Annotated in this window: 11 protein-coding genes; 4 read left to right on the top strand and 7 right to left on the bottom strand. The window is 42.6% G+C overall.

All coding sequences use genetic code 11. The features are described from left to right. Window positions 1–63 precede the first annotated feature (63 nt). From msbA to rsmG, 6 genes are all read right to left on the bottom strand, one after another. A complete protein-coding gene (gene msbA, locus ACZW67_RS07705; protein WP_465182787.1) occupies window positions 64–1,848 on the bottom strand; it encodes a lipid A export permease/ATP-binding protein MsbA in 1,785 nt (594 codons plus the stop codon). A 90-nt stretch (window positions 1,849–1,938) separates the two neighbouring features. Beyond that, a complete protein-coding gene (locus ACZW67_RS07700; RefSeq protein WP_021814788.1) occupies window positions 1,939–2,370 on the bottom strand; it encodes an ExbD/TolR family protein in 432 nt (143 codons plus the stop codon). 127 nt (window positions 2,371–2,497) lie between these two features. Beyond that, window positions 2,498–3,232 (bottom strand): MotA/TolQ/ExbB proton channel family protein, encoded by a 735-nt coding sequence (locus ACZW67_RS07695; RefSeq protein WP_465182786.1) that lies wholly within the window; start codon window positions 3,230–3,232, stop codon window positions 2,498–2,500. A gap of 84 nt (window positions 3,233–3,316) precedes the next feature. Continuing rightward, the gene (locus ACZW67_RS07690) at window positions 3,317–4,480 is read right to left on the bottom strand and encodes a ParB/RepB/Spo0J family partition protein (protein ID WP_465182785.1); all 1,164 of its coding nucleotides are present in this window, start codon (window positions 4,478–4,480) and stop codon (window positions 3,317–3,319) included. Between the two features lie 140 nt (window positions 4,481–4,620). Continuing rightward, complete coding sequence (locus ACZW67_RS07685) at window positions 4,621–5,400, bottom strand: ParA family protein (protein ID WP_465182784.1); 780 nt, start codon at window positions 5,398–5,400, stop codon at window positions 4,621–4,623. 214 nt (window positions 5,401–5,614) lie between these two features. Then, on the bottom strand, window positions 5,615–6,331 hold the full coding sequence (gene rsmG, locus ACZW67_RS07680; protein ID WP_197100222.1) for a 16S rRNA (guanine(527)-N(7))-methyltransferase RsmG: 717 nt from the start codon (window positions 6,329–6,331) through the stop codon (window positions 5,615–5,617). Between the two features lie 388 nt (window positions 6,332–6,719). Between rsmG and ACZW67_RS07675 the strand changes: the two genes are divergently transcribed. The 3 genes from ACZW67_RS07675 (at window position 6,720) to ACZW67_RS07665 (ending at window position 11,586) form a co-directional block, all read left to right on the top strand. Then, entirely contained in the window at window positions 6,720–9,548 is a 2,829-nt protein-coding gene (locus tag ACZW67_RS07675) for an AAA family ATPase (RefSeq protein ID WP_465182783.1), read from the top strand. A 167-nt stretch (window positions 9,549–9,715) separates the two neighbouring features. Then, a complete protein-coding gene (locus ACZW67_RS07670; protein ID WP_465182782.1) occupies window positions 9,716–10,834 on the top strand; it encodes a helix-turn-helix transcriptional regulator in 1,119 nt (372 codons plus the stop codon). Between the two features lie 107 nt (window positions 10,835–10,941). After that, window positions 10,942–11,586 (top strand): TerD family protein, encoded by a 645-nt coding sequence (locus tag ACZW67_RS07665; RefSeq protein WP_197100219.1) that lies wholly within the window; start codon window positions 10,942–10,944, stop codon window positions 11,584–11,586. A gap of 104 nt (window positions 11,587–11,690) precedes the next feature. On the opposite strand, the gene ACZW67_RS07660 is transcribed toward ACZW67_RS07665, so the two are convergent. After that, window positions 11,691–12,674: an ion transporter gene (locus ACZW67_RS07660; protein WP_197133722.1), complete on the bottom strand. Its 984-nt coding sequence runs from the start codon at window positions 12,672–12,674 to the stop codon at window positions 11,691–11,693. A 700-nt stretch (window positions 12,675–13,374) separates the two neighbouring features. Between ACZW67_RS07660 and ACZW67_RS07655 the strand changes: the two genes are divergently transcribed. Beyond that, a complete protein-coding gene (locus tag ACZW67_RS07655) occupies window positions 13,375–14,007 on the top strand; it encodes an OmpW/AlkL family protein (protein ID WP_465182781.1) in 633 nt (210 codons plus the stop codon). Window positions 14,008–14,058: the final 51 nt, after the last annotated feature.

Below are 14,058 nucleotides of genomic sequence, written 5' to 3'. Positions count from 1 at the left end.
CTTATTCTATAAATTCAGTGCCGCTTTCTCATAAAATGCATATTGAAACAGAGTCATATGACTCTATTCGAAATCACGGTCATACATCTGTGCATAATAGCCTTGTAACTGCATCAATTCTGTATGCGTGCCTAACTCGACAATCTGTCCGGCATCCAACACAGCGATACGATCAGCAGACTCAATAGTAGTCAATCGATGTGCAATCACCAATGTCGTGCGGTTTTTCATCACATTATCCAATGCTTGCTGAATATAATGCTCTGATTCATTGTCTAGCGCACTGGTCGCTTCATCTAAAATAAGAATTGGCGCATCTTTTAGTAGTGCACGCGCGATAGACAAGCGCTGACGCTGCCCACCTGATAATTGCAGACCTTCGGCACCGATTTCACTTTGGTAGCCATTTGGCATTTTCATTATAAAATCATGAGCGAATGCATCTTTTGCGGCGCGCTCTACGTCGGACTGACTTTTATTGGCTAAGCTACCATAAGCAATGTTGTTAAATACCGTCGTATTAAACAGAACCACTTGCTGATTGACCATCGCAATTTGAGCACGTAGGCTCTCTAGTTTGATATCTTCGATTGGTATACCATCTAAAGTAATTTGCCCTGCAGAAGTTGATAAGGTGCGTGTCAATAGATTTACTAAAGATGATTTACCAGCACCACTTCGCCCTACCAGTGCAACGGTTTCTCCTGCACGTATATCTAACGTAAAGTCGCGCAGTGCCACTGTTGAATCTGGATAGATCAGACTGACATTATCAAGCCTCATCTCCCCTGTTAAGGCTGAATTAATCACACCTGTATCTTCTTCTTCTGGTTCATCTAATAGGGCAAAAATTGACTCACCAGCCGCGATACCTTTTTGCAGTTTCTGATTAATGTCCGTCAGTGAACGCACTGGTTTACTGAGTAATCCAGCAGCTGCAATATATGAGATAAACTCACCAGCCGAGATATTATTGATGACTGAGGGACGCAGTGCGAGCCATACCACAACCGACATGGCTATTGCCATCAGTAACTGTACTGCTGGCGTATTGATACTATTGGTAACGACTACCTTCATACCTTGGAGCAAGTTCTTTTTTGACGTTTTGTCAAAACGTTCGGCTTCGTATGCTTGTCCGCCATAGTTTTTGACCACCTGATAGCCGCCAATAACTTCATTGGTAATATGACTGACATCACCCATCGTCTCTTGAATACCCTTAGACAATTTTAGGTAACGCTTAGACGCTATACGAATGAGCCATAATATCGGTGGCAGTACGAGAAATAAAATTAAAGTTAAGCGCCAATTGCTGTAGAGCAAAAATCCAATCAATGCCAATACCGTCAACCCATCACGCAGTAAGGTCTTCATTGACTCTGTACTGGCTGCTGTGACCTGTTCAACGTCAAATATCAACTTTGATGAGATAGTACCTGCTGGGTTGGCAAGATAAAATGAGCTTGGTAAACGCAGCAATTTATTGAAGACTTCTACTCGCAACTCATATACCAGGTTACGTGAAACTAAAGCAGAATAGTAATTACCCAAAAAGCTACCCAAACCACGCACAAAGAACAATGTGATGATAAGTAATGGAAACAGGTTCTGCTTACTTTGATCACCTTGATTGATAGCGTCAGTGATGTACTGTAGAAGTTTGGCCACCCATATCTCTGTCCCAGCATTGATAGCGAAACCTAAAACCACTAATGCTAACGCCCACCAATATGGCTTGAGATAGCGTAACAGGCGCAATAATGTCGTACGCTTAGGTATATCTGATGGCTCTGCTGACAATTTTTTAGCAGATTTTTTTGAGTCGGATTGATATATTTGGCTCATAAAAGCCTCAGTTTGGGTATCGTGATATGAATAAACTGTACTCAAAGCACAGTTTTATAGGAGTATTTATGACACTAATATAGCCATATATTATTGCGGTAATGGTTGGCCAAGTGGCACAACTGTACTGATATTGAGGTTCAAAAACCCTAGTTTTCCTGCGACATCCATCACCCGTACCACAGATTGATGAGTAGCGTTAGCATCAGCAGCAATCACAAACAGCATATCACGATTACTACCCGCCTCTTGCTGTAGCATGCTGATCAATTCAGCCTCATTACTACTGGCAAGAGTGATACCATTCACCAAATAACTGCCGTCTTCTTGTACCGCGACTTCAATGCTATTTTTTTGTTCTGTCAGCGCGACACCTTCAGCTTCAGGAAGAATAATATTTAAACGACTAAAGTGGTTAAACGAGGTCGCAAGCAGCAAAAATACAATCAAAAATAATAAGCAGTCAATCATGGGTGTGAGATTAATTTCAAGTGGTTCAACGGTTGGTTTTCTAAAGCGCATATCACTCTCTTTAATGTTCTTAATATTTTTACTATGCTGAGGGCGTGTTCAAAATACAGATAGGATGAATTGATAATTCATCTGACCCTCAGTACTAAAAACAAGACTAATAGTATTAAAAATAGTACTAAGAAGTCACTGTGACTCCGTCGTTTGAGTTTAGTGAACCCGCTAACGAAGCCTTACCTACCATGCCATGTAATGAAGCATCAGAATTGGACGTCTCAAAGCTAGGAGTATGCACATTTCCTAGCAATTGATAGTCATACAACTCTTGAATCATCAATCCCGCTTGGGTTTCAAACTGGGCATTGATATCAATGATCCGGCGCTGAAAATAACGATAGCCAACCAATGCAGGAATCGCAACAATCATACCAGCAGCAGTCGTAATCAATGCCTGTGATACACCAGCAGCAAGCATCGTTGGGTCTTGCATCGCGCCATCAGTAATCGCTAAAAACGAAGAGATGATACCCAATACCGTACCCAACAAACCAAGCAACGGTGCAATTGCACCTATAGTACCAAGCATATTGATGTTTTTTTCTAACTGATGAACTTGTACGCTCGCACGGTTTTGCATATGCATCGTCATCGACTCTAAGCCATACTGACGATAAAGCAAACCCGTTGCCAAAATATCACCCAAAGGTGTTTTTTCTTTCACATTCATCAATTGTGTGCGGCCAATGCCACCGTTTTCACGTAGGCGAGTTATTAGCTGTTCACGCAACCTGCTAGGTATAATCTTATTAAACTGTAAAGTGTGGCTACGTTCGATAATGATAACCAATGCGAGTATTGAGCACACCACGATAGGCGTCATCAACCAACCACCCGCTTTTACCAACTCCCACATACTCGCTCTCTTTTATATTTTTATAATAATAGTGTGACCCAAATATCTTAAACTTGTACAATCATTACAAACTGGATGAGTACTTTAAGCCTGTGCTTCTATGTGCTTAATCAAGGCGGCCAACTGATCCTGGTTTTGGAAAAATATTTCAACACTACCCTGTCCGTCTTTTTTATGCTTAAGCTTTACTTCAGCCCCAAGCATATCTGTGAGCCTTTGTGTCAAACGTTCCGCATCATGAGACTGTGCTTGTTCAGTACGATTGGCTTTGGGAGCTGGCTGCAAAATTGACTTCACGAGCTTTTCCGCTTCGCGCACGGTCATGCCACCATCGATGATTTTTTGGGCAATAATCGGCTGCTGCTCAGAGGATAATGCCAAAAGCGTACGGGCATGACCCATATCTAGCGCACTAGTGGCTAAATGATCTTTTACGGTATCGTGTAACTGATTCAAGCGCAGTAGATTCGATACCGTCGTACGTGCCTTACCCACAACTTCTGCAATCATCGCGTGACTCATACCAAACTCAGTATGAAAGCGTTGTAATGCTGCTGCCTGCTCAATCACGGACAAGTCTTCGCGTTGGATGTTCTCAATCAGTGCCAGTGCAATAGCCAACTCATCTGACAATGCGCGCTCAATCGCTGGTATTACTGCTTTACCTGCCATTTTTGCAGCACGCCAGCGGCGCTCACCAGCGATAATTTCATGAGTAACAAATGCTTCACTCTTGTCTTCATTTGCCAATAATGGACGGATAACAATAGGTTGCATGACCCCATGCTGTTCAATCGAAGAGGCCAATTCGGCAAGCGCAGTTTCACTCATATCACGGCGTGGTTGATACTTACCTGCTTGCAATCGTGTCACATCGATTTGTACCAAACTGATTTGATCTTCAGAGGCACTGGTGTCTGTTCCACTAACACGATTTTTATTAGCACCAGTTTTGTGAATGCTGCTCTTATTCATCGTACGCGGCGCACGTACTTTACGATTACTAGAATCAGCAGCTTCCACAGCCGTTGGCTTCGCAGTCGGCTTTTCGTTGTCTTGTGCACGACCTGTTTGAGCGGGCGTGCTATCGTTTGGCGTATCAGTATCTGGCGTTACAGCTGGCAAAGTATTATCACGCGCTGCCATATCATCTTGTAAGGCAGACGCAGTGATTTGCTTTTCTTTTTTGATTGACCCCAATAAGGCATCTAAGCCTCGATTGGCAGCCAATCCTCTTTTCTTCGCCATGATTACCTATCCTATAACGCTAAAATAAAAGCCAAATGATTGTGAATACGGCTTACTCATTACTCATAAATACGATATTTAGTGCTTTGTTATTTAATCTGGTTGATACTTTTATCACCAAATTTTATCTATAACCAAAACTAGCTGCTTTGCTTCATCACTTCAGCGGCTAGTTTTTGATAGGCACGTGCCCCTTTTGACCATCTTTCGTATGCAATAACTGGCAAACCATGCGCAGGTGCCTCTGCTAAGCGAATATTTCTTGGAATATGAGTCTTATACATGATATCGCCAAAATGTGCTTCTAATTCAGCAGACACATCGCGAGCCAAGGTATTGCGTGCATCAAATAACGTTCTCACCACACCGCGAATATAGAGCTTCGGATTCAGCTCAGTGAGTCGCTCAATCGTCTGCGACAAATCTGCTAAGCCTTCTAGTGCATAGTACTCACATTGCATTGGGATAATGACGCTGTCTGTGGCAACCAGTGCATTGATCGTCAATAAATTCAAACTGGGCGCACAGTCTATCACGACATAATCGTAAGCAGGTTTTTTAGCCGCTATCTGATCGTTAACCAAAGCCACCATCGCTGTTTTAAACAATTCATGGCTATTGGTCTTGTTCATCAAGGTGATGTCCATCCCAGCCAAATCACGATTGGCACCGATAACATCAAACCCTGCCGGACTGGTAACAATAGCATCCGTCAGTGATACACCATCGAGTAGAACATCAGCAATGGTCAGCGCGAGCTCATTTTTGTCCACGCCCGTACCGCTGGTCGCATTGCCTTGTGGGTCTAAGTCAATCAGTAGTACATGCTTACGCTTTGCAGCCAAGCTAGCGGTCAAATTTACCGCCGTCGTGGTTTTACCCACGCCGCCTTTTTGATTCGCAATCGCTATGATTTCCATACACTCACTCAGTTTAATTAGAATTTATTACTGTTATTTTTTAGCTATATATTTAAAATGTGAGACATATTTAGTCATTCGTTATACAAATAACTCGCTCTGTCTCGACACCATTTAGATATTATGTCATTTAATTAAAGACGTAAACTATGTTTCACAATTAGACAGTCACCATTTCATGATGGCGATTTCATGACTGAAAGGTGCTCATAGCTTAGACATTTTTACGAGACAATTCAATTAAATGACGACTATCATGCAAACGTGGTACTTTTAGCTTGATTGTTTTTATGTGCCAATCACTATCCAATGCTTGCAGCTCTTCTTCACTCGGTGCCTTACCTTTCATAGCACATAAGTGACCATTATCTGCTAGCCTTGGCTGTGCCACATCGACGAAATCTATCAAGCTGGCGAACGCTCTAGAGGTAACCACCTCATAGCTTGCTTCATGCGCTTCGATACGAGAGGCAATCGGCTGCATATTACTCAAACCAAGTTCACTACTGATTTGCTTAATAAAACGGATTTTTTTCTGGTTACTATCAAGTGCCGTACATTGGCGCTCAGGCTGACAAATAGCAATAATCACGGCAGGCAATCCTGCACCCGTACCAATATCGAGCAATGACCCCGATGGCAAATGCGTTATAATAGCCAAACAATCAATCACATGCTTGATTAAAGCTTCTTCAGGATCAGTAATAGCGGTCAGATTATACGCTTTATTCCATAACAAAAGCTGGTCTAGGTACAATAATAGTGTGCGCTGCTGCGTCTCACTTAAGGATAGACCGAGCTCATGAATGGCTTTCGTCAGAGTATTGGCCAGCACTGGCAATTGTGATCCAAGCTTTACAAATCCAGTAGGATCAATATGGATAGTACCTGTACTAGCAGATGATGACGTGATTTTATCGGAAGCTGACATACAACGAGTTATCCAGTTTTGACATGTGAACCGTCTATTTTATCATGCACTCTGTCTATTGAATAGTTGCAGATTGCGCCAATGTGAGACATCTTATACTATCTAGGCCTGTATTGAGGCGTTATTCTGCTTTGATAGCCATAAACTCACTGTTAATTTGTCTCTCATTTATTCATCATACACATTGGTATATCTGATAATGATACAAAATTGCGTTTAATGATTTAGCTAAAACGTTGCTGTATCTTGTAAAATACCTTGTAAAATCTCTTGGTTAACTATTCAATATAAAGTATAAAAAGTTCAGCATGAATGTGAATACCTGATAGCATAAAACCAATTATAGAGATCAACACTCCACCTTTTTAAGAAGATATGTCCTACGCCTATGACCGAACAGCCACACGCCCCTATCTCTACGGTATCAAGAGACGCTAATAAAAAAGACACCAATAATATGGCAACACCCATCGCTGAATTGACAGACACATTGACGAATGACAAAAAAGTAAAAGCACCGCACCCACTCTTTATTGAGGTAAAGCAGCGCTGCCTTATTAGCGCTGAGCAATTAAAGCGTTATAGCGAGCTAAGTGAGCTGCCGACAGACACACGTACGGCACCAGATTTAGATGTTGGGTTTGGTCAGGAGCGCGCGCTCAAAGCCTTACACACAGCTTTAGACATCAAAGCCAGTGGCTACCATGTGTTTGCAGCAGGTGAAAACGGCTTAGGTAAACGTACCGTAATCAGCCGCTTGCTGACACGCATCGCAGCCGATGCGCCGACGCCTGATGATTGGGTCTATGTGCATAACTTTACCGATCCACGTACCCCATTGGCATTGCGCCTGCCTGCAGGTCAAGCTTCGCTATTGCAGCAGCAAGTCAATAACTTGTGGCAACAAGCCAAAAAGCGACTGAGTCAACGCTTTCGTAGTGACCAATACCAAAGCAAAATCGAAGCCATCAAAAACGACACGCATCAAAAAGAGAGTCAGGCTTATGAAGTGCTCAATGCTGAAGGTAAACAGTATGACTTAGCCCTGACATTCCGCTCTTTCGATAACAAAGCCATGTTTGTGCATCCTAGCAAGCTACCCACAGAAAATAGCGATGCTGACGTCAAGCATGAAAAGTATTCTAACAATGATGAAGCTCCTTCGACGACAGAGGACAGTAGCACCGCTGATATTTCTAATATTAATACCAGTATTGACAACAATGACGATGACAGCACCAACGAATATGGCAACAGTGAATACGAAGCTGAGCTAAATAACTTTGTCCAAAAGAATCACATGCAAAAACGCTTGAGTCAGCTGACCATCGCCTTAGAGCAGTTAGAAGACGAAGCCAATGACGCGATAGAAGCATTGCATCGCAATATTGCACGCCGTGCGCTACAACCTTTATTTACGCCTGTTTATGAGCAATTTGCCAATCACCCGCTGGTTGTTGACTATCTCAAAGCGATATTTGCCGACATGGTCACTCATGTAGAGCGTATCGTTAATGGCGATGATGAAGAGTTTGTGACTGCTGTCCTGACCACAACACCCAGTCGCTATGCAGTCAACGTTATTGTTAGTCACACGCCAGACAGTGGTGCACCAGTGATCTTTGAAGATTTACCGACGCATTTAAACTTATTAGGGCATGTCGAGCAAATCACCCAACTGGGAACCGTCACCACTGACGTCAGTATGATTCGAGCGGGGGCTTTACACCGTGCCAATGGCGGCTACCTGTTATTAGAAGCCAGTCACTTACTAGAGCACCCCTATGCTTGGCAAGGTCTCAAGCGAGCATTACAATCCCGTAAAATTAAACTCTCAAGTCTTGAGCAGATGCTCACACTCACAGGAAGCTTATCGCTAGCGCCTGCCCCTATCGACCTTGATATTAAAGTGATTTTACTTGGCGAAGCAGATTTATATTATGAGCTGTTAGAGCTTGAGCCTGAATTTGATGCGGTATTCAAAGTTCGTGCCGACTTCCACGATGATGTGGTTCGCACCAGTGAACACGAACTGGCATTGGTCGCGAAAATGGCTGACATTATTGATTATGCCAACCTCTATCCGTTCGATCGTAGTGCGCAAGCCACCCTACTTGAGCATTTGAGCTTACAAGCAGAAGACCAAGATCGACTCAGCTTGCACAGTGATTTATTGATTAAGCTGTTGCATGAGTCGAATCGCCATGCACGTTTGAGCGGTAAAAACATCGTCGATGCCAATCACGTCACCCAAGCCATCGAAGATATGGACGAGCGCTCAGGGTATTTACGTGATCTCTATTGGGATGAGCTCAAAAATGGTCAGCAACTTATTCAGACGCAAGGCAGTGCCGTTGGGCAGGTCAATGCACTAACGGTGGTCAGCTATGCCGATAGTGAATTTGGCATGCCAGCACGTCTTACGGCCGTTATTCAGCCAAATATTGGTACTGGTGAGATTCTGGATATCGAGCGCGACGTAGATTTGGGTGGTAGCTTACATGCCAAAGGTATGTTAATTATGACCAGCTACTTGCGAGCCCTATTTAGTCAACATCATGCCTTAAACTTTAGCGCGTCACTCGCTTTTGAGCAAAGCTATGCCCATATCGATGGTGACAGCGCCACCGTTAGCGAAGGTTGTGCGCTGTTATCTGCCTTAGCAAATGTACCGATTGATCAGTCCTTTGCGATTACTGGCTCTATGAACCAGTTGGGTGAAGTGCAGGCAGTAGGCGGTATCAACTCTAAAATTGCAGGGTTCTTCGATGCCTGCCGAGAGCAAGAGTTAACGGGCCAGCAAGGTGTTGTCATTCCGATGGCCAACGTCAAACAACTCATGCTACGCGACGATATTATTGCTGCCGTCAATGCGGATGAATTTCACATCTATGGTGTCCATACCCTGAGCGAGGCATTGACACTGATGACTGGCCTACCTATCGATACCATGAACAAAAAAAGTCGCTATCGCAAAGAAACATTATTTGGAAAAGTCTTGAGCCGTCTGATGCTGTGGGATGAGAACCAAAATAGCGATGATGATATTGATGATAAAAAATCGAAAAAGAAAGACAAAAAGCAGAAAAAAACCAAACGTCAAAAGAAAACAGATAAGAGAAAGAAAGAAAAACGTAAAGATAATGACAGCACTATAATCATTGATAGCGAAGCAGATACCCATAACGAACCAAGTACTCAGAATAGTGATATTTAACGAGTTATTGACGCTATATAAGTTCATATACAGCAGAATCATTGAATAATCTCCGTTGCTAGACGCTACGGGGATTTTCTGCGATGATATAGGGTCACTGATCCGTTTCTAGCATATAAAATTGTCCTATAAAAACTGACTCGATACTTCATAAAGGCTACTTCCTAATGACTGTACATCCGACTGACGCCGATCACATTCAAACTCAGACAGACGCTAACGAGCAAACCAAATCGCTAGCGGCTGAGAGAAGTAATACCTCGGAAGTGAGCAACGATAATCGACATGGCGCAGCGACGACTGCTCGCCAATGGCAAGTACTATCGCAACTACAACGTAATCGTTGGGTAGGCACCACGCATATCTACGAGCAGTTGATGATGGCAGGTTTTGATATCAGTCTACGCACGGTACAACGTGATTTAAATGCGCTGGCAAAACGTTTCCCTATCGAAAAAAACAATGCCAATCCACAAGGCTGGCGCTGGTGCGATGATGCGCCGCTACAAAGCTTACCGCATATGAACTTATCACAAGCGGTGGCCTTTAACATGGTGGAGGCTAATCTCACCCAATTACTACCTCCTGTTATTTTAGATGAACTTTTCCCTTGGTTTGACTTAGCACGGCGCCAACTTAAAAACAGCAAAGTCACCCATTCATGGATCGATAGAGTGCGCATCGAACCTGCCACGCAGCCATTGATTGCCCCGCATATCGATTTGGATAGCAAAGACAATATTTACCACGCGCTATTTTATCAATTACAAATTAAAGCATGCTATACGCGCAGTGATAAGTCGCAATCTAGTGAATATATCCTAAACCCTATTGCTATCATTCAACGTGGTGTGATTATTTACCTACTGGCAACTCGTACTGATGATCCCGAAGTTGTTATCCGCACCTTTGCGCTACATCGCTTTGCCAGTGTTGAGATACTCGAAAGCGCAGCAAAAACGCCTGAAAATTTCCAACTCGATACTTACTTAGATGCAGGTGGCATGGGCTTTAGTCACCCATTATTCAGTGAACTGCCTGACCATGGTAAAAATACCGCTATCGAGCTACAATTCACCACACAAGCAGGCAAAAGCCTCACTGAAAGCAAGCTCAGCGACGATCAAACAGTCACGTTAGATGGTGACAAATTGACTATACAGGCAACAGTCAATCTAACCTCACAACTGGTTTGGTGGTTACGCGGTTTTGGCAGTGGTCTATTAGATGCAAAACCTCAGCTGCTATATCAAGCGGTATTAGACAAGTCTTTAGATGATGAATAGCGGCTGGATAGATAACGACTAATAGCTATGACGCTAAAAGCTAGACATATTCAAACTTCTAAACTAACTATACCTCTATTAAAATTTAAGAACGAATAAGGAACACTATGTCAATCACTGCCCCATCGCCATTACTGTCAGACAGTTTAAGAGGACTGGGCCTAGATGCAGGAACCTTGTTTTTTTCGCTAAACTATGAATTTACTAAGATTGAACCCAAAGGGTTGTTCAAACGCTTTAAAAAAAATCAAAGCGCGATTGATATTGATTTGGCCTGTGTGCTGTATGACAAAAACTGTACTATTAGTGACATCGTTTGGTTCAAGCAATTGCGTGACAAAGCTGAATCGGTTAAGCATCAAGGTGATAGCTTAAACGGTAAAGATCGCGGTGAGCAAGCGATGTATTTGGCCCCTCTTGATCAAGAGCAGATCAGACTATACTTAGATAAGATTCCAACACATATCACTCATATTGCTATGATTGCCAACTCTTACCATGGTCATCCATTTTCTAGAGTGAAAACAGGCGAGATTCACTTAAGTGATGATGAGGGTAACCATTGTTTTGAAGTCAATCTCAAAAAGTTACCACGTGATTGTACAACGCTTTGGGTCGCTCATTTACGTCGAGAAGTGGATGACTGGCATCTAACATTGCAAAACTTACCGCTGCCTGCCGAAGATTTGGCCAGTGCCGCGCAAGAGGTGGCTCACGAGCTGGCACGTGCACTCCCTCTACAAGGGATATAGCATTCGTACGATACTCACCAAGTAATAGTGTATAAAAAGGGTGCGACATTATAAAAACGCTGCACCCTTTTTTGAACACACTTCATAGTGAAAAAAGCAATTTTCTATAATCGCTCACCACAATGTGAGCAAAAATTCTTCTGCCCTATTTCTACCTCTTTTTCACGGCGCTCAAGCTCTTGCTCACGCAGTACTTGCAGCACAATATTTTGCGCCTGCTCTTTATCTAATCCTAACTCGCGGCGGATTTTATCGATCATCATCTGATTCTGTACCAAATCAAAATCACTATCGATCAGTTGCTCTCGAAAATGCTGCTCAAGCCCTTCACGACGCTGAGCAAGCTCATTGGCCAAACCTGTCGCTAGAATACCTGCCGGTAATGCCGCCAGCCCCACGCCCAATATCGTAATGACCGCACCCAATATCTTACCCGCATTGGTAATCGGCGTGACATCACCATAGCCCACTGTCGTAAGCGTGACGACGGCCCACCACATCGCTTTAGGAATAGACTCGAACTCCTCTGGCTGTGCATGATTCTCAACCAAATAAATCCCACTAGAGGCCGTTACAATCATAATAATCAAGATAAAGATAACCGCTTGGAACGAGCCTTTTTCCTTACTGATGACCACGAGCAGGATACGCATCGAAGCAAAATAGCGTGTCAGTTTGAGGATACGAAATAAACGTAGGATACGTAAAAAACGTAAATCGATGGAGACAAAGAAGTTCAAAAATGCAGGGATAATAGCAATCAAGTCAATCAACGCAGATGGGCTTTTTAGCCAGTTCCAACGCTGTCGCCAAGTAGTGCCATCTGGTTTTACTTCAGCCACGCTCCACAACCGCAGCATGTATTCGATAGAAAATACCACAATAGAGAAATTTTCAAACCATGTAAAATAATCTTGGTAAGGGTAATACCAACTATCGACTGACTCTGCAATCACGGCAGCCACATTCGTCATGATCAAAAATATCAAAAAATAATCGATATAACGACTGAAGAGCGTGTCATGCTCATCATTTTGTAGAATATTATAAACAAAAATACGCAGGCGCCGTATAGATTGGAATAGCATACCGTTCCTATGCGGTGAAACACCGGTCTTATATTAGTAGATACTTAACAGTATAGTACTCTAAGCACGCTGACAGTCGCAAAATAGAGTTTATGAGAGGTCACGGTAAAGTATTACAGAGATAGTAAACATAAACTACCGTAAATAACGTCAAGATAATTACCATAATGGCGAATCGTAAAAACTGCTCGTCAGCATATAATTGCTGACTAACATCCTGTGCAGGCAGTAGAAACAGACTGCATTCAGGACAACAAGAATCCATCCGATTCAATATCTTTATAGAATAGGCATTGTCACAGCGTAGAGGAGAGTTACTACAGTAGCCAAGCATAATGTATTACGCCTATTTTTATACCCTAATCATTCGATAAATAAAGTATTGAATATATTAGAAGTTCAAAAGCAATAGTCACAAAGGCACTCATTCCATCAAAATAGAATTTACGTCTCCTTCTTACAGTAGTTGTTTATTCCAAATGAATACTAAATATATTAATACAAATAACTTTATATTGTAACTTATGAGATAAAAACGTCTAATATGCATTTAAAACCTTACGGATAAAACGGTTTTGTACTATAATAGAGTCATAATGTTACAGCTTAATCAAAAAACATAACATTGTGTATCGGTAACTAATGCAATCCACTATTAGAAACTGACCCATAACTATTTATTACATTGAGGAACTAAACGATGAAACTACAATCCCTAGTTTTAGCCGCTGCTACTGCACTTACTATGACGACTGCTTTTGCAGTACCTGCTGGTACTTGGTCAGTTGCTGCCGGTGCACACTATGTTGACCCTAAGAGTGATAACGGTACTCTTGCAGATGGCGCACTCTCTGTTGATGTTGGCGGCGATGCACGTCCAACACTTACTGGCGAATATTTCGTTGCTAATAACGTTGGTATTGAACTGCTAGCAGCTATTCCATTCAACCATGACATCACATTGACTACTGCTGATGGCGATACGATTAAAGGTGAAACTCAACATTTACCACCTACTTTATCTGTCCAGTATCACTTTGATGGTTACAACATCCCTCTAAACATCAAGCCTTTCATTGGTGTTGGTGTGAACTACACGACGTTCTTTAAAGAAAAACTATACACTGGCAGCTCAGCTAACTTAGATATCGATGATAGTGTTGGCGTTGCTGGCCATGTCGGTGTTGATTTCCCATTCACTTCAACGGATGCTTTCCGTATTGATGCACGCTATATCGACATCAAATCAGACGTAAGCCTAAATGGCGATGATCTTGGTGAAGTAGATATCAGCCCTTGGGTATATGGTGTTGCTTACGTAAAAAGCTTCTAATTAGAAGTCTATTTTACTAAGTCGTACTTATAGTAATAAAAAAGCCGGCAT

It is taken from the genome of Psychrobacter sp. TPE 89C (assembly GCF_055522395.1).
This window is presented reverse-complemented; position numbering and strand designations above follow the sequence as displayed.